Here is a 17,130-nt window from a genome sequence, read left to right as displayed (position 1 = left end):
CGATTTGCCACTGAACGGAACTATCGGCGTTCGCTGCCGATGGCCGCAACCTGTCAAAATCACTATGCCGCGGAACTCGTCTCCGAGACGACCCGCAGCCACAGCGCCTTTTCGCCCAATGTGCCAACCATGCCCGCGTGCGCGGTGCGCTCGGCATCGGTCAGGCGCGACGGCAAGGCGATCGGCCGCACACCGATCGAAATATCGATGTCGTCGACATTCTGCCTGCCGCCCGCCGGAGTCAGGATGCTGTCGAGGATGAGGCTTGCCTGCTTGCCGCCGATGAGCTCGATATAGACCTCGGCCAGCAATTCCGAATCGAGCAGCGCGCCGTGCTTGGTGCGGCGGCCGTTGTCGATGCCGTAGCGGCGGCAGAGCGCATCGAGCGAATTGGGGCCCATCGGATGCTTGCGGCGCGCCAGCGCCAGCGTGTCGACGATCCGTCCCGGATCGATGGCCGGATGGCCAAGCCGGCCGAATTCGAGATTGAGGAAGCCGATGTCGAAGCCGGCATTGTGCGCGACCAGCTTGGCGCCGTCGATGAAGGCCAGAAACTCCTCGGCGATCTCCATGAAAGTCGGCTTGCCCTGAAGATCGGCCGCGCTGATGCCGTGCACGGCCTGCGCCTCGTGATGGATCTGGCGGCCTTGCGGGTTGATGTATTTGTGGAAGGTTCGGCCGGTCGGGAAGCGGTTGACCAACTCGACGCCGCCAAGCTCGATGACGCGGTCCTCGCGGGTGTCGAGGCCGGTGGTTTCCGTATCGAAGATGATCTCACGCATCGAATCAGTCCATTGGTTCCGGCGTCATTCTAGCCGAATCACACCCGGAACAAAATGGCAACAGGTAAAGCGGGCTGCAAGCCTCTTAACCAGGCCTGGCTGCCTTATCCCCGACTAGTTCGGCGACGATCGCATTGACAGCCGCGCGCGCCGCATCAAAGCCCTGGCCGGTGTCGATGACGAAGTCGGCGCGCCGGCGCTTTTCGGCGTCGGCAACCTGCCTGGCCAAGATCGACGCAAACTTTTCCTCGTTCATGCCCGGGCGCGCCAGCACGCGGGCGCGCTGGACTTCAGGCGGCGCGGTGACGACCACGACCTTGTCGACGCGATCACGGCCGCCGGTCTCGAACAGCAGCGGTATATCGAGCACGACAAGCGGCGCGCCGGCGGCACGATTTTCAGCCAGGAAGGCATCGGCGTCGGCACGGACCAACGGATGGATGATCGCTTCCAGACGTTTCAGGGCGGCGGCGTCGCCGAGCACCCGTTCGGCCAGCTTTGTGCGATCGACCGCACCGGATCGGGTGGTCCCGGGAAAGGCCGCCTCGACCATGGGGGCGGCCTGGCCGGCATAGAGGCGATGCACCGCCTCGTCGGAATCATGGACCGGCACGCCGGCCTCGGCAAACATCTTTGCGGTGGTCGACTTGCCCATGCCGATCGATCCGGTGAGGCCGAGCACGATCATTTTATCGCGCCGATATCGGCGATGATCATTTGCCGCAGTTCGGCGGTGACCTGTGGCCTGGTGCCGAACCAGCGTTCGAAGCCGGGCACCGCCTGGTGCAGCAGCATGCCGAGCCCATCGACGGTTCTCAGGCCGCGCGCTTTGGCCGCGGCAAGGAGCGGCGTCTCCAGTGGCACGTAGACGATGTCGGTGACGATGGCGCCGTCCGGCAGTCTGCGGGGATCGACGGACAGGCCTTCATTGCCATGCATGCCGAGCGCTGACGTGTTGACCAGCAAGCCGGCATCTTCGAGCAATTCGCCGGTCGCCGCCAAGCCATGGGCGGAGACGCCGGCACCGAAGCGGTCGCGCAACTCCTGCGCCCTCGCAAGCGTCCGATTGACGATGCGGATGTCGCTGACGCCGCGCTGCTTCAGCGCATGAATAACCGCGCGAGCGGCGCCACCGGCGCCGAGCACCACGGCGCGGCCGTTGGCCGCCCAGCCCGGTGCATATTCGTCCAGATTGGCGGCAAAGCCATGGGCGTCGGTATTGCCGCCGCACAATTCGCCATCCTCGAACCACAGCGTGTTGACCGCACCGATCTGTTCGGCGTCGGCGTCACGCCGCTTGGCCAAAGCGAAGGCGGCTTCCTTGTGCGGGATGGTGACGTTGCCGCCGCGATAGCCTTGTGCCTGCAACGTCTGCAGGAATTCGGCAAACGCCTCTGGTGCAACGTCGATGGCCTCGTAGACGCCGCCGATGCCGTATTTCGCCAGCCAGTAGCCGTGGATATTCGGAGACCTGGAATGCGCGATCGGGTGGCCCGTGACAAACGCCTTTTTCGTGGCCTCAGCCATCGATCGCCCCGAACTCACGCAGCTTGGCCAGCACCGGCAAAAGTGGCAGGCCGACAATAGTAAAATAGTCGCCTTCGATTTTTTCGAACAGCTGGATGCCTTCGCCTTCGATCTGGTAAGCGCCGACGCTGGACAACGCCTTGGCGCCGACGCGCGCAAGATGGCGGCCGATGAAGGCCGGATCGAGCTTGCGCATGGTCAGGCTGGCGATGCCGACATGCCGCCACAGAACCTGGCCGTCACGGCCGAGCACGACGGCGCTGTTGAGATGATGCGTCTTGCCCGACAGCGCCAGCAGATGACGGCGCGCTCCTTCCATGTCGGCCGGCTTATGGAACAGCTCGTCGCCGAGCGACAGCGTCTGGTCGCAGCCGAGCACTAGGGCGCCGGGCTTGCGCTCGCTGACGTCGGTGGCCTTGGCTTCGGCGAGCACCAGGGCGACGTCCTCCGGCGACACGCCACTATTCTGCAGCGGCGCCTCGAGCGCGCGCTCATCTACAGAAGCCGGAACCGCTTCGACAGTGACGCCGGCATTGACGAGCAGCGCCTTGCGGAACGGGCTGCCCGAGGCAAGGATGATTTTTTCGGCCATTTTTTTCGCCCGATCTTGCCTTCTCCCCTTGTGGGAAGGTGGATTGGCGCGCAGCGCCAAGACGGTTGAGGGGTGTTGGACGGAGTGCAGGTGATGCCAAGCTGGAACACCCCTCATCCGACCGAGCTTCGCTCGGCCAACTTCTCCCACAAGGGGAGAAGGAAAGGACCGCCCACAGCACAAGCGCCCAAACCCTACCGCGTCTTGCCGCGCAGGGCAACGATTGCCGCCGCCGTCTCCTCGATCGAACGGCGGCTGACGTCGATCATCGGCCAGCCGTGCCGCGTGCATATCTGGCGGGCATAGGTGAGCTCTTCGGCGATCGCGGCACGGTCGACATAGTCGGTCGGCTCATAGGCGCTGGTGCCGAGAATGCGGTTCTGCCGGACTTGCGATATGCGTTCGGCGGTGGCGACCAGGCCGACGATCAGCGGCCTCCTGGCATTGACCAGGGTTTCGGGCACCGGCACGCCGAGCACGATCGGGATGTTGGCGGTCTTGATGCCGCGATTGGCGAGATAGATGCTGGTCGGCGTCTTCGAGGTGCGGGAGATGCCGACGAGCACGATGTCGGCATCGTCCATATTGGCCGGCAGCTGACCATCGTCATGCTCCATGGTGAAGTTGAGCGCGTCGATGCGGCGGAAATATTCGGCGTTCAGCACATGCTGGGCGCCGACGCGTCGGCCGGCAGGCGTGCCGAGATAGGACTGGAACACCGTCAGCACCGGCTCCAGCACCGAGACGCAAGGCAGGCCCATCGCCGCACAGCGTTCGTCGATGCCGCGGGCAAGCTTCTGGTCGACCACCGTGTAGAGGATGATGCCCGGCTCCTCCTCGATGTCCTCGAACACCTTCGTCACCTGCTTTTCGGTGCGGATGAGCGGGTAGATATGTTCGATGGCGCGCGCATCCTTGTATTGCGCGGAAGCCGCGCGGCCGGCGGCCAGCAGCGTTTCGCCGGTGGCGTCGGAAATCAGGTGAAGATGAAAGAAGCTCTGCGGTTTGTTCACAGGATACATTCCAGGCTGTGGGCCGATGTGGATAAGCCGGGCGGAAAACTCGGCCACCGCAAAGCGACTGTATCAGATGGCGGTTTGTCCACAATTCGATGTGCTGTCGGCTTCTCCGGGCGGTTGGGGACAAGTCCGGGGACGGAGCTTTTTGCCTTCGCTTCATCCACAGGGGCAATTTCCCTGGCGTGGCGGCAACGCATTGACTTCAGTCGTAAATTCCCGACTTTCCACAAAGTCCTGCAATCCCGTTGGAGAAGCGCGCGACAATATGCTGGCTGGTCTTTTCGAGGGCAAAGCGGGACAGGAGACAACCACCACAACCAACAGACTCTTAGAATCATAAGATTCCTAAAAATAGAATATTTAATTATAGGGAAGCCTGGAAAGGCGAGCGCTCAATGCCTCAAGACCGGATCGTGCTGGACGTGTTGAGAGGCAAGGCGGCGTTTCCGCCACCGGTCTGGATGATGCGCCAGGCCGGCCGCTATCTGCCGGAATACCGGGAGACGAGGAGACGGGCCGGATCCTTCCTCGATCTTTGCTACGACCCGGATCTCGCCGTCGAAGTGACGCTGCAGCCGATCGAACGCTTCGGCTTCGATGCATCGATCCTGTTTTCCGATATTCTTGTCGTGCCGCATGCGCTCGGCCGCGACGTGCGCTTCGAGGAAGGACGCGGCCCGCTGCTGACGCCGATCACGGCTGCGGAAATTGCGGCTCTCGACGGCGAAACGTTTCACGTGAATCTCGAGCCGGTCTACGAGACGGTGCGGCGGTTGCGCGCCAGACTGCCTGATGAAACGACGCTGATCGGCTTCTGCGGTGCGCCCTGGACGGTGGCGACCTACATGATTGCCGGCCACGGTACGCCCGACCAGGCGCCGGCCAGGCTGTTCGCCTATCGCGAGCCGGCGGCCTTTCTTAGGCTGCTGAAGGTGCTCGCCGATCATTCGGGTGCCTATCTGATCCGCCAGATCGAGGCCGGCGCCGACGTGGTGCAGATCTTCGATTCGTGGTCAGGCGTACTCGACGAAGCGTCTTTCGAGTTGTTCTGCGTCGAGCCGGTGGCCTCGATCGTCCGGCAAGTGAAGGCTGCCCATCCCAATGTTCCGATCATCGGCTTTCCCAAGGGCGCGGGAGATCACTATCGAAGCTATCGCCAGAAGACCGGCGTGACCGGGCTGGGCCTCGACTGGACCGTGCCATTGTCGACGGCGAAGGAATTGCAGCGTGACGGCGCCGTGCAGGGCAATCTCGATCCGCTGAGGCTTGTAGCCGGCGGCAAGGCGCTTGACGACGGCGTGGGGGCGATCTTGAAGGCGCTGGGCGACGGGCCGCTGATCTTCAATCTCGGCCACGGCATCACGCCGGAGACGCCGCTCGCTCATGTCGAGCGGATGGTCAAGCTGGTGCGGAGCGCATCGTGACGATGATGGGCGCGGACAATGCGAACGGCACCAACACCGGTAAGGGCGCGATGCGCCGCGCGGCAATCGCGATCGCCATTTTCCTGGTGCTGGCCGGGCTGCTGTTGCTGTTCGGGCCCGATGATTTCTATCCCTGGGCGAAGGCGATCCATGTGATTGCCGTCATCTCCTGGATGGCTGGCATGCTCTATTTGCCGCGCTTGCTGGTCTATCATGCCGATGCCGAAAAAGGCTCCGTCCAGTCGGAGACATTCAAGGTGATGGAGCGCCGCCTGCTGCGCGGCATCATCAATCCGGCAATGGTGATCACCTGGGCATTCGGCCTGTGGCTCGCCTGGAAAGGCTTTGGTTTTCAAGGCGGCTGGCTGCATGCCAAGATCGCTGCGGTGGTTGGCCTGTCGGCCGTGCATGGCTATCTCGCCGCCGCCGTCCGGAAATTTGCCGAAGACCGCAATGAAAAATCGGCAAGGCACTGGCGGATCGTCAATGAGATCCCTACATTGCTGATGATCGTCATCGTCGTCCTGGTTATCGTGAAACCGTTCTGACGTCTTCGGTTGCCCGAAAAAGGCGGCTTGCTCTTTCAACCGACCGACGATAAAAGACGGGTCTTCCTTCCCGTCATGCGCCGCCCATTTATCGCTTCGGCCGCGCCCGGCATTTGTCGCATCCCGCCGATATTTTTCCCAAAGCTTACTCAGAGTCCGTCTAATGATGCAAGAAATGAAACTCACAGAGTTCAAGAACAAGAAACCGCCAGAGCTGATCGCTTATGCGGAATCGCTCGAAGTCGAGAATGCCAGCGTCATGCGCAAGCAGGAGCTGATGTTCGCGATCCTGAAGAGGCTGGCGACCCAGGATATCGAGATCATCGGTGACGGCGTCGTCGAAGTGCTGCAGGACGGTTTTGGCTTCCTGCGCTCCGCCAATGCCAACTATTTGCCAGGTCCCGACGACATCTATATTTCACCGTCGCAGATCCGGCGGTTCTCGCTGAAGACCGGCGATACGGTCGAAGGGCCGATCCGCAGCCCGAAAGAGGGCGAGCGCTATTTCGCGCTGCTCAAGGTCAACACGATCAATTTCGACGACCCGGAAAAAATCCGCCACAAGATCCATTTCGACAATCTGACACCGCTTTATCCGACCTCGCGGCTGAAGATGGAGATGGAGGTTCCGACCTCCAAGGATATTTCGGCGCGCGTCATCGACCTGGTGGCGCCGCTCGGCAAGGGCCAGCGCGCGTTGATCGTGGCGCAGCCGCGCACCGGCAAGACGGTGCTGCTGCAGAACATCGCCCATTCGATCACCACCAACCATCCGGAATGCTATTTGATCGTGCTTCTGATCGACGAGCGGCCGGAGGAAGTCACCGACATGCAGCGCTCGGTGAAGGGCGAGGTGGTGTCCTCGACCTTCGACGAGCCGGCGGTGCGCCACGTCCAGGTCGCCGAAATGGTCATCGAAAAGGCCAAGCGCCTGGTCGAGCACGGCCGTGACGTGGTCATCCTGCTGGACTCGATCACCCGCCTCGGCCGCGCCTACAACACCGTCGTGCCGTCGTCCGGCAAGGTGCTGACCGGCGGTGTCGACGCCAATGCGCTGCAACGGCCGAAGCGCTTCTTCGGTGCTGCCCGCAATATCGAGGAAGGCGGCTCGCTGACCATCATCGCCACGGCGCTGATCGATACCGGCAGCCGCATGGACGAGGTCATCTTCGAAGAGTTCAAGGGCACCGGCAATTCGGAAATCGTGCTCGACCGCAAGGTGGCGGACAAGCGCATCTACCCGGCCATGGACATCCTCAAATCCGGCACCCGCAAGGAGGACCTGCTGGTCCCACGCCAGGACCTGCAGAAGATCTTCGTGCTGCGCCGGATCCTAGCGCCGATGGGAACAACCGACGCTATCGAGTTCCTGATCGACAAGCTCAAGCAGACCAAGACGAATGCGGACTTCTTCGATTCGATGAATACGTAGGGGGGCAAAGGCGCGGCGATCCTTCGCGCCCCCCTCTGTCCTGCCGGACATCTCCCCCACTTGGGGGGAGATCGGCAGCTTCGCCGACGGCGTCCCTTTTACAAGGTTGGTGGTTGGCGAAATCAGTGATGACGGCCAATCTCCCTCCTTGTGGGGGAGATGTCCGGCAGGACAGAGGGGGGCGCTGTCCCGCCGGCGTTCCGGTTTTGTGCACCTCGACCTATCGACGGCGCAACTGCCGCTCGAGTTCCTCAGCTTCCATTACCACCGGCAGGCAGACCTGCCCCGTGCAGAGCCAGGCGCCGGGCTCGGCCGTTGGCGGCAGGACGCCGCCTGGCAAGGCCGGCAGATTTGTCGCCGAGCCAACAGGCACGACGATGTCCACCCGGCGCGGGTCTGGATTTCGATTCGCAACCGGAACAAGCCTTGGATTCTTCGGTCTATCCACGATCACCAGCTTCAGCGGTTCAAGCGCCAAGGCACAGGCATTGACTATACCCGCCTGGCCATAGCCCTGGTGCTCCGCCCGCCCGCCCGCGTGCTCTGCGACTGTCCAGGCTTTTTCCCAGAGATCGAGATCGCCCGAAAGCGACGACAATCGGACCAGGGCTTCGATGATCTGGCCGGCAGCGGAAGGAATGGCTTCGTCGACATCGCCGCGGATGCGGATCGGCACATCCGCGCTGTCGGACGCGGTCAGATAGTAGCCGGTCTTGTCGCTGTCCCGGTGCCAAAGATCGAGTTGCTCAATGAAATTCCCGGCGCGATCGATATAGTCGGGATTGCCGGTCGCCTCGAACAGTGAGATGGCGGCGTTGGCCATGGCGGCATAGTCGCTCGACAGAGCCGGAAACAGCTTCTTTGCGCCGAGCATCGAATGCGGCAGGCGGCCGTCACGTCGGGCAGCCGCAATTGCGGCAAAGGCCGCTGCCGCCGCTTCGATCCAGTCGGATCGGCCAAGCGACCGTCCGGCCTCGGCAAGGGCTGCGATCATCAAGCCGTTCCAGTCGGTCAGGGCCTTGCCGTCACGCCCGGGCCGCACGCGCTGTTCCCTCGCTGCCAGCAGCCTTTGCTTGAGCGGAACCAGAAGGTCACGATCGACGACGCTCTGCGCCTGTTGAGCATCAGTCTGGCAAATGATCGGCTTGCCTTCCCAACCATGCGGACCGGCAAGCGTGAAGTATTTGAAAAACAATGCTGAATCGTCGCCAAGGGCTGCTTCGAGCTCATCCCTGCTCCAGGTGTAGAACAACCCCTCCTCGCCCTCGCTATCGGCATCAAGGCTGGCGGCAAAGGCATCGCCCTCGACTCGCATTTCGCGCAACAGCCAGGCAATCGTCTCTTCGATTCGCAGCCGGAACAAATCCTTGCCGGTTGACGCATAGGCCCAATTGCACAAGCGGATGAGCTGGGCATTGTCGTAGAGCATTTTTTCGAAATGCGGGACCAGCCATTCGGCGTCGGTCGAGTAGCGGCTGAGTCCGCCGCCAATATGGTCATAGATGCCGCCGGCCACCATCTTTTCGAGGCTTAGGAGAACAGTGTCGCGGTGGGATGCGGTGCCGTCGCGCAGCCAGGACAGCCAGAGGCTCTGCATGAACGGCGCGTTGGGGAATTTCGGCGCGCCGCGCAGACCGCCCAAATCGCGGTCGATCATGCCGTCAATGCCATTGGCGAGGTTCGCCAGCATGCCGCGGTCGAGCACGGCCTTGCCATGGCTGCCCGCAAGCCGCGCCTCGACATGCGTGGTCAGGCCGTCGGCACTCTGGTTGAGGCTTTCTTTCTTCTCCCGCCAAGCCTTGTCAACCGCCTCCAGCACCTGGACGAAGCCCGGCCGGCCGTAGCGGGCTTCGCGCGGAAAGTAAGTGCCGCCCCAGAACGGCTTGCAGTCCGGGGTCAGGAACATGGTCAGCGGCCAGCCGCCTTGCTCGCCCATCGACGACAGCGCCGCCATGTAGATCTGGTCGATGTCGGGGCGCTCCTCGCGGTCGACCTTGATATTGACGAAGAGACGGTTCATGACGGCGGCGACGTCGTCGTTCTCGAAGCTCTCATGCGCCATGACGTGGCACCAATGGCACGCGGCGTAGCCGACAGAGAGCAGGATCGGACGCTGCAGCACCTTTGCTTCGGCCAGAGCGGCGGGCGACCATGGCCGCCAGTGCACTGGATTGCCGCTGTGCTGCTGCAGATAGGGGCTGGCCTCTTCGGCAAGCAGGTTTTGTGCAGGCAATGTCACGGCGCTTCTCGATGGCGGATTGAACAAGCATAGCTAGGGCGCTTCGGCAGAGCGGGCAAATGATTTCAAAAGACTCCATCGTAGCGTTGTCGAGTGGGCGCCTGCCGGCCGGCATTGCGGTGATCCGCATTTCCGGGCCGCAGAGTCGATTCGCTGTCGAAACGATTGCGGGATCGAAGGTGCCAAACCGCGTTGCCACCTATCGCAAGTTCCGGGCGCCCGACGGATCGGTGCTGGACAGCGGCCTGGTCGTCTTCTTTGCCGGCCCCGACAGTTTTACCGGCGAGGACGTTGCAGAGTTCCATGTGCATGGCGGGCGCGCCGTTGTCGCGAGGATGCTGGAAACGATCGCCTCCTTCGACGGCGTCAGGCATGCCGAGCCTGGCGAATTCACCCGCCGCGCCTTTCTCAACGGCAAGCTCGATCTGGTCGAAACCGAGGCGCTGGCCGATCTCATCAACGCCGAAACCGAGGCGCAGCGGCGCTTTGCCGTTCACAACGCCCAAGGCGTGCAGAGTGAACTCTATCTGGGCTGGCGCCGACGGCTGATCCACGCTCAGGCGATGATCGAGGCCGAGATCGACTTTGCCGACGAGGATGACGTGCCGGGCTCGGTCGCCGATACAGTCTGGTCCGATGTCAGGGCCATGATCGAGGAAATCGAGCGCCACGTCGCCGGTTTCCGCGCTGCCGAAATCATCCGCGATGGGTTCGAAGTGGTAATCCTCGGCGCGCCGAATGCCGGCAAATCCAGCCTGTTCAACGCCTTGGCGCGGCGCGAAGCGGCCATCGTCACCGACGAGCCGGGCACGACCCGCGACCTGCTCGAGGTGGTACTGGACCTGGAAGGGGCGCGGGTCAGGGTAACCGACACCGCCGGTCTGCGCGAGGCGCCCGGCAAGATAGAGGCGATCGGGATCGAGAAGGCCAGGACCAAGGCGCGCAGCGCCGATCTGCTGTTGCTGCTTGAGGATATGGCGGAGCCAATCGCGATCGGTGTGCCGCCGGGCGACATTCCGGCGCTGAGGGTTGGAACAAAAATTGACCTGCTGGGGGGCAAATCGCCCTCGCCTGCGGTGCACTATGATTTCGCTATCTCGACGCGGGACGGCACGAGTCTGGCCGAACTGCTGGACGAGATCGGGCGTCGTGCCGCCGTCCAGATCGGCAAGGCCGGCGATATCCTGCCGTCGCGGCTGCGGCACGTCGAGCTGCTCAACGAGACGAAACACTTCCTGCTCGCAGCAGTGGCCAGTAGTGATCGCGGCCAGGAACTGCAGGCCGAGGAGCTGCGCCTGGCGGCGGATCGGCTCGGACGAATCGTCGGGTCGGTTGATGTCGAAGACATGCTCGATGTGATTTTTTCGCAGTTCTGTATTGGGAAATGACTCACGTGAAACATAGGGGAAGGAGCACCGGCGGTGATTCACGTGAAACACGGCCCAAGAATAGGTGGGTACTGTTTCACGTGAAACGATCTCGCTCGTAGCGCCTCCCCTTCTCCCCTTGTGGGAGAAGGTGGCCGAGCGAAGCTCGGTCGGATGAGGGGGTGTTCCAGCTTGGCATCACCTGCACTCCGTCCAGCACCCCTCAACCGTCTTGGCGCTGCGCGCCAATCCACCTTCTCCCACAAGGGGAGAAGGAAAGACAGGGCGGCGCCAGGCGATCTCTGTCCGCATTGTCGGGGGCAGTCATGCGTCTGAAGGCCCTGCGTCCTTGACAGCGCGGGCCTCCAGGGACATGTGTCGGTCCACTTGAATTCGGGATTCTGAAATGACCAATCACTATGATGTGGTTGTGGTGGGCGGCGGCCATGCTGGGTGCGAGGCGGCCAGTGCCGCTGCGCGGGCTGGCGCCAGGACGGCGCTGGTGACGCTGCGCTTCGACACGATCGGCGTGATGTCTTGCAATCCGGCGATCGGCGGCCTCGGCAAGGGCCATCTGGTTCGCGAGATCGACGCCATGGACGGGCTGATGGGGCGCGTCGCCGATGCCGCCGGCATCCAGTTCCGCCTGCTCAACCGCCGCAAGGGGCCAGCGGTGCGTGGTCCGCGAACGCAGGCCGACCGAAAACTCTATCGCCTCGCCATGCAGGCGGCAATCCGCCAGCAGGCCGGCCTCGAGGTCATCGAAGGCGAGGTGCTGGACTTCGAAATCAACGACGGGGAAATCGACGACGGACGCATCGCGGCGGTGCTGCTGGCGGATGGAAGCCGGCTCGCCTGCGGCGCCGTGGTGCTGACGACCGGCACTTTTCTGCGCGGGCTGATCCATATCGGCGAGAAGAAGATCGTCGCCGGCCGCATGAACGAGCAGGCGAGCGTCGGCCTGTCGGCGACGATGAGCCTCGCCGGCTTCAAGCTCGGGCGGCTGAAGACCGGCACGCCGCCGCGGCTGGACGGCAGGACGATCGATTGGGCGTCGCTGGAGAGCCAGGCGGCGGACGAAGACCCCGTGCCGTTCTCGCTGCTCACCGAGCGCATCGAAAACCCGCAGATCCACTGCGGCATCACCCGAACGACCCACGCCACGCACGAGCTGATTCGCGCCAATCTCGGCCGCTCGGCCATGTATTCGGGGTCGATCGAAGGCGTCGGGCCGCGTTATTGCCCGTCGATCGAAGACAAGATCGTCAAATTCGGCGATCGCGAGGGCCACCAGATATTTCTGGAGCCGGAAGGGCTGGACGACGACACGGTCTACCCGAACGGCATCTCGACCTCGCTGCCGGAAGATGTGCAACTGGATATTCTAAAGACCATTCCAGGGCTGGAGCGGGCAACGATGCTGCAGCCGGGCTATGCCATTGAGTATGACCATGTCGATCCACGCGAGCTCAAGCCAACGCTGGAAACCAGGCGGATCGCCGGCCTTTTCCTCGCCGGCCAGATCAACGGCACCACCGGCTACGAGGAGGCCGGCGCGCAAGGGCTGCTTGCCGGCTTGAATGCAGCGCGCAAGGCGTCGGCGAGCGAGGAAATCGTGCTGAGCCGCACCGAAGCCTATATCGGCGTGATGGTCGACGATTTGACCAGCCGCGGCATCGCCGAACCGTACCGCATGTTCACCTCGCGGGCCGAGTTCCGGCTATCGCTGCGAGCCGACAACGCCGATGTGCGGCTGACGCCACTGGCGATAAGGCTGGGGATTGCCTCGCCGGAGCGGATGCAGCGGTTCAACAATGGTATGCAAGACCTTGAGAAGGCGCGACAGCTCGCCCTCGGCACCACCATGACCCCCAATGAGGCAGCGCGCCATGGGCTCGAAATCAACCGGGACGGCGTCCGTCGCTCGGCCTATGAGTTGCTGGCCTATCCCGGCGTCGACATCGCCTGGTTGGCGCGGATCGAGCCGGCTTTCGCGGCGATCGACAGCAACACGGCCGAACGTCTTGAAACGGAAGCCAAATATTCTGTCTATCTCGACCGCCAGCAGGCCGATGTTTCGCAGATCAGGCATGAGGAGAGCAGGCTTATTCCCGAGTCGCTCGACTTTGCTTCTGTTCCCGGCCTGTCGAACGAGTTGAAGCAGAAGATGCTGGCACGCCAGCCGCGCTCGATTGCCGATGCGCAACGCATGGAAGGCATGACGCCGGCGGCGCTGTCGATTATTGTCGCCCATGTCCGCAATGCCGAGGCGGCCGCGCGAAAGCAGGTCGCGTGAGCGCTGCGTCCTGGGCAAACCTGCAGGCGGCAGCGGGCCCGGTTTCACGTGAAACATTCGATCGCCTGGTCGAGTTCGAGGCCGTCTTCCAGAAATGGAACCGCCGGATCAATCTGGCCGCGCAATCGACGCAGGACGATGTCTGGCGCCGCCACATCCTCGACAGCGCGCAGCTGGCGCGAATCAAACCAGAGGCGAAGCGCTGGGTCGATCTCGGCTCCGGCGGTGGGTTTCCCGGCCTTGTGCTGGCCTTTTTGCTTGCCGAGCGGGACGGCGCCGGCATCGACCTGGTTGAAAGCAACCGGAAAAAAGCATCGTTCCTGCAAGCGGTCATCGGACAGTTCAGCCTGCCCGCCAAGGTTATCGCGCGCCGCATCGACGACAGCTATCCTCTTGTTCCTGCACCGCAAATCGTCACAGCCAGGGCACTCGCCTCGCTGCCCGACTTGCTCGACCTGGCGGCACCGTGGCTGACCAAGGGGTCGCGCGGCCTGTTTCACAAAGGCCGGGATTACCGCGCCGAAGTGACAGAAAGCGCTCAACGATGGTCTTTCGATCTGGTAGAACATGCCAGTGCAACCGACGCGCAGGGCGTCATTCTCGAAGTATCCGACTTGCGACAGCACCCTGGCTTGTGACCGGCGACCCAAATGAATTTCTGGCATAGACCCATGATGAAGAACGGCCCCCGAATCATCACCGTCGCCAACCAGAAGGGCGGCGTCGGCAAGACGACGACCGCCATCAATCTGGCCACGGCGCTGGCGGCCATAGGCGAACAGGTGCTGATCGTCGATCTCGACCCGCAGGGCAATGCCAGCACCGGGCTTGGCATCGACCGGCGCGACCGCACCGTCTCCTCCTATGATGTGCTGACCGGCGAGCTGGACCTCGAAGCGGCGGCAATCCCGACGGCGGTGCCTGGCCTGTCGATCGTGCCGTCGACGCTCGACCTGCTCGGCATCGAGATGGAAATCGCCTCGGCGCCGGACCGGGTACTGCGGCTGCGCAACGCGCTGCGGGCTTCGGCCGAGCGCTCGGCCAATTTCGGCTATGTGCTGATCGATTGCCCGCCCTCGCTCAACCTGCTGACACTGAATTCGATGGCTGCGGCCGATTCGGTGCTGGTGCCGCTGCAGTGCGAGTTTTTCGCGCTGGAGGGCCTGAGCCAGCTTTTGGAGACGGTCGAGCAGGTGCGCCGCTCGATCAACCCCGACCTGACGATCCAGGGCATCGTGCTGACCATGTTCGACGGGCGCAACAATCTCGCCAACCAGGTGGTGCAGGATGTGCGGGCGCATATGGGCGACAAGGTCTATGAAACCGTCATCCCGCGCAATGTCCGCGTTTCCGAGGCGCCGTCCTATGGCAAGCCGGCGATTCTCTACGACCTCAAATGCTCGGGCAGCCAGGCCTATCTGCAGCTTGCTTCGGAAGTCATCCGCCGCGAGCGTAAATTGCGTGCTGCCTGAACAATAAGCCGATTCGATACCGAAACGATCTGGACGGACGATGAACGAAGACCCTTCGAGGAAAAGACTGGGACGGGGACTGGCGGCGCTGATCGGCGAAATCGATCGCCCGGCGGCACCGGAAAAGCCCGGGCTGGCGGCCGACGGCAAGGTGCCGATCGAGTTCCTCAGCCCCAATCCCAAAAACCCGCGCCGGCATTTTGGCGACGCCGACCTGACCGACCTCGCCCAGTCGATCCGCGAACATGGCGTGGTGCAGCCGGTGGTGGCGCGGCCGTCGAAAACCCAAACGGGCCGCTACGAGATCATCGCAGGCGAGCGTCGTTGGCGCGCGGCGCAACGCGCCGGGCTGACCGAAATCCCGATCATCGTACGCGACGTCAACGATCGCACGGCGCTCGAACTGGCGATCATCGAAAACGTCCAGCGCACCGACCTCAACCCGGTCGAGGAGGCGCTGGGTTACCAGCAGCTGATCGAAGACCACGGCTATACCCAAGCCGATCTCGGCCAGGTGATCGGCAAGAGCCGCAGCCATGTCGCCAATACGCTGAGGCTGCTCAAGCTGCCCGACGTCATTCGCGACATGCTGGTCGACGGCGCGCTCTCGGCCGGCCACGCCCGTACCCTGGTGACGGCCGACGACCCGGCCGGACTTGCTAAGCGGATCATCGATGAGGGGCTTTCGGTGCGCCAGGCCGAAGCCTTGGCGCAGATGCCGGTCGGCGCGCCGGCGGCAAAGCGCCAGCCCGCCGCACCGCCGCAAAAGGATGCCGACACACTGGCGCTGGAGCGGCTGATGACCAGCACGATCGGCATGATCGTCACGATCGAGCACAACCAGCGCGGCGGCGTGATCAGCGTCGCCTACCGGACGCTGGAGCAGCTTGACGAGCTTTGCCGAAGGCTGAAGCGGGAGTAGGTAGGTTGCTAAAATTAGCCGGCAAATAACGTTTTTGCTGCCGCGCGGTGATTGGCGAAATCGTCGAAGTAGTTAATCTCCCCCCTTGAGGGGGAGATGGCCGGCAGGCCAGAAGGGGTCGTAAATTTCAAGCGCCCACGTCCTCTGTCTTCGCGGAAGGGGCTGGTGTTCTACGCGCTGTGACCCCCTCTGTCGCCTTTGGCGACATCTCCCCCTCAAGGGGGGAGATTAGGTGCGCTGCGCCAGCCTTGCGCTCTCCACCGCAATGCCGAGCAGCGCCTGCCGCGCCAGCGCCACCGACAAATCGGGCCGCCGGCGTGTCTGCAGGACCGCCGTCTGCAGGCGGTTGAGTGCGCGGCCGAGCGCTTCGCTGCTCCACCGTTCGAGGGCTTTCTCCACCAGCTTGCGCCGCGAGAAAAAAACCGGCGGGCGCGCCGCGGCAACGACCGAAGCGGCATTGCGGCCGCCGGCGTCCATCTGGCCGCGCATCGCCTGGATCGCCTGCAACTGCCGCATCGCCGATGAAAGTACCAAGAAGGGCTGGCCGCCGGACTGGCAATGGCGGTTAAAGGCGGTGTCGAAGTCGGCGATCCTGCCTTCGAGCAGGGCGTCGACCGCCGCGTCGAAGGAGAGCCCCGAGACATCGCCGGATGTCGCCTTGACGTCGTCGAGGCCGATTTCGGGCTGGCCATGCGCATAAAGCACAAGCTTTTCGATCTCGCCGCGCGAGGCCAGCCGGTCGCCGCCGAGATTGCGGCGCAGCGCCTGCCGCGCCTCCATCGTCATCGACATGCCGGCCTTGCGCAGTTCGTCGTCGATGACCGTATCGATATCCCTGGCCTCATCGGCATAGCAAGGCAATGCCATGGCATTGTCCGCCGCCTCCACCACGGCGCGCAGGCCGACGCCCTTCTTCAGGTCGCCGGCCTCGATGAGGATGATGGCTTCCCGCGCGGGCTCCGACGTCAGCGCCTTGACGTCGTCGGCAAGCGCCTTCTGGGCGCCGGCATTGCGCACCCATAGCAGGCGCCGCTCCGAAAACATCGGCACGGTGCGGGCCTCGTCGAGCAGGCGGCCCTCGTCGCGATCGACCTCCGAACCGTCCAGCCTGACGACCGAGAACGGATCGTCAAGCGGCAGGCCGGTCTTGCCGGCAAAGGCCTTTGCCCGCTCGGCAACCAGCCCGCGATCGGGACCGTAAAGCAGCACGATGGAGACGCGCGGATCCGGCTTCGCGAGCCATGCATCGACCTCGTATGCTTTCTTTTGTGCCATGGGCGCTGATTAGCATGACGCGGGCGCGGGGTGAACGGCGGTCGGGGGTATTGTATCAAGACGCCGGAGGGACAGAGGGGGCGCGAAGGAAGACCAGCCTCTCAAGACGTGGGTTCCTCACCCCCGCGAAGCGCTAGGGCGTATACACATCTTGCTTCGACGGATTGACTCGGTTGTGACGTGTCGGATTCCGCCGGCGTGTGCTGTATGATTCTTCTGTGACGTTCTGATTTGG

Annotated in this window: 15 protein-coding genes; 8 read left to right on the top strand and 7 right to left on the bottom strand. The window is 63.4% G+C overall.

Features of this window, described 5'->3' with window-relative positions:
- Nucleotides 1-62: 62 nt before the first annotated feature.
- From dnaQ to NKI18_RS30995, 5 genes are all read right to left on the bottom strand, one after another.
- Nucleotides 63-782 (bottom strand): DNA polymerase III subunit epsilon, encoded by a 720-nt coding sequence (dnaQ, locus tag NKI18_RS31015; protein WP_352621332.1) that lies wholly within the window; start codon nt 780-782, stop codon nt 63-65.
- An 85-nt stretch (nt 783-867) separates the two neighbouring features.
- The gene (gene coaE / locus NKI18_RS31010) at nt 868-1,470 is read right to left on the bottom strand and encodes a dephospho-CoA kinase (RefSeq protein ID WP_352621331.1); all 603 of its coding nucleotides are present in this window, start codon (nt 1,468-1,470) and stop codon (nt 868-870) included.
- On the bottom strand, nt 1,467-2,309 hold the full coding sequence (locus NKI18_RS31005; protein WP_352621330.1) for a shikimate dehydrogenase: 843 nt from the start codon (nt 2,307-2,309) through the stop codon (nt 1,467-1,469). Before NKI18_RS31005 ends, coaE begins: the two co-directional genes overlap by 4 nt.
- On the bottom strand, nt 2,302-2,901 hold the full coding sequence (locus NKI18_RS31000; protein ID WP_352458815.1) for a Maf-like protein: 600 nt from the start codon (nt 2,899-2,901) through the stop codon (nt 2,302-2,304). The genes NKI18_RS31005 and NKI18_RS31000 overlap by 8 nt, the downstream gene beginning before the upstream one ends.
- A 194-nt stretch (nt 2,902-3,095) precedes the next feature.
- Nucleotides 3,096-3,914 (bottom strand): pyruvate, water dikinase regulatory protein, encoded by an 819-nt coding sequence (locus NKI18_RS30995; RefSeq protein ID WP_352570103.1) that lies wholly within the window; start codon nt 3,912-3,914, stop codon nt 3,096-3,098.
- Nucleotides 3,915-4,315: 401 nt separating this feature from the next.
- Here NKI18_RS30995 and hemE point away from each other — a divergent pair, with 401 nt between their 5' ends.
- From hemE to rho, 3 genes are all read left to right on the top strand, one after another.
- Nucleotides 4,316-5,344, top strand: coding sequence for a uroporphyrinogen decarboxylase (hemE, locus tag NKI18_RS30990; RefSeq protein ID WP_352621328.1), 1,029 nt, complete (start codon nt 4,316-4,318; stop codon nt 5,342-5,344).
- Between the two features lie 2 nt (nt 5,345-5,346).
- On the top strand, nt 5,347-5,892 hold the full coding sequence (hemJ, locus tag NKI18_RS30985; protein ID WP_502900795.1) for a protoporphyrinogen oxidase HemJ: 546 nt from the start codon (nt 5,347-5,349) through the stop codon (nt 5,890-5,892).
- Nucleotides 5,893-6,058: 166 nt separating this feature from the next.
- The gene (gene rho / locus NKI18_RS30980) at nt 6,059-7,324 is read left to right on the top strand and encodes a transcription termination factor Rho (RefSeq protein ID WP_023675925.1); all 1,266 of its coding nucleotides are present in this window, start codon (nt 6,059-6,061) and stop codon (nt 7,322-7,324) included.
- Between the two features lie 220 nt (nt 7,325-7,544).
- Here the strand turns inward: rho and NKI18_RS30975 are convergent, their stop codons facing one another.
- A complete protein-coding gene (locus NKI18_RS30975; protein WP_352621326.1) occupies nt 7,545-9,563 on the bottom strand; it encodes a thioredoxin domain-containing protein in 2,019 nt (672 codons plus the stop codon).
- A 59-nt stretch (nt 9,564-9,622) separates the two neighbouring features.
- Here NKI18_RS30975 and mnmE point away from each other — a divergent pair, with 59 nt between their 5' ends.
- The 5 genes from mnmE (at nt 9,623) to NKI18_RS30950 (ending at nt 15,620) form a co-directional block, all read left to right on the top strand.
- On the top strand, nt 9,623-10,951 hold the full coding sequence (mnmE, locus tag NKI18_RS30970) for a tRNA uridine-5-carboxymethylaminomethyl(34) synthesis GTPase MnmE (protein ID WP_352621324.1): 1,329 nt from the start codon (nt 9,623-9,625) through the stop codon (nt 10,949-10,951).
- A 385-nt stretch (nt 10,952-11,336) separates the two neighbouring features.
- Nucleotides 11,337-13,226, top strand: coding sequence for a tRNA uridine-5-carboxymethylaminomethyl(34) synthesis enzyme MnmG (gene mnmG / locus NKI18_RS30965; protein WP_352621322.1), 1,890 nt, complete (start codon nt 11,337-11,339; stop codon nt 13,224-13,226).
- Nucleotides 13,223-13,864, top strand: coding sequence for a 16S rRNA (guanine(527)-N(7))-methyltransferase RsmG (gene rsmG / locus NKI18_RS30960; RefSeq protein ID WP_352621320.1), 642 nt, complete (start codon nt 13,223-13,225; stop codon nt 13,862-13,864). The genes mnmG and rsmG overlap by 4 nt, the downstream gene beginning before the upstream one ends.
- Before the next feature lie 33 nt (nt 13,865-13,897).
- On the top strand, nt 13,898-14,698 hold the full coding sequence (locus NKI18_RS30955; RefSeq protein ID WP_084642633.1) for a ParA family protein: 801 nt from the start codon (nt 13,898-13,900) through the stop codon (nt 14,696-14,698).
- Between the two features lie 40 nt (nt 14,699-14,738).
- Nucleotides 14,739-15,620 carry a ParB/RepB/Spo0J family partition protein gene (locus NKI18_RS30950; RefSeq protein WP_352621318.1) on the top strand — a complete coding sequence of 294 codons (882 nt, stop codon included), beginning with the start codon at nt 14,739-14,741 and terminating at the stop codon, nt 15,618-15,620.
- A 228-nt stretch (nt 15,621-15,848) separates the two neighbouring features.
- Here NKI18_RS30950 and holA read toward each other — a convergent pair whose 3' ends face one another.
- Nucleotides 15,849-16,895: a DNA polymerase III subunit delta gene (holA, locus tag NKI18_RS30945; RefSeq protein ID WP_352621316.1), complete on the bottom strand. Its 1,047-nt coding sequence runs from the start codon at nt 16,893-16,895 to the stop codon at nt 15,849-15,851.
- Nucleotides 16,896-17,130 lie beyond the last annotated feature (235 nt).

Source organism: Mesorhizobium sp. M0800 (genome assembly GCF_040320095.1).
GTDB lineage: Bacteria > Pseudomonadota > Alphaproteobacteria > Rhizobiales > Rhizobiaceae > Mesorhizobium.
Note: the sequence above shows the minus strand (reverse complement) of the source record. Positions and strands in the feature narration are given on the sequence as shown.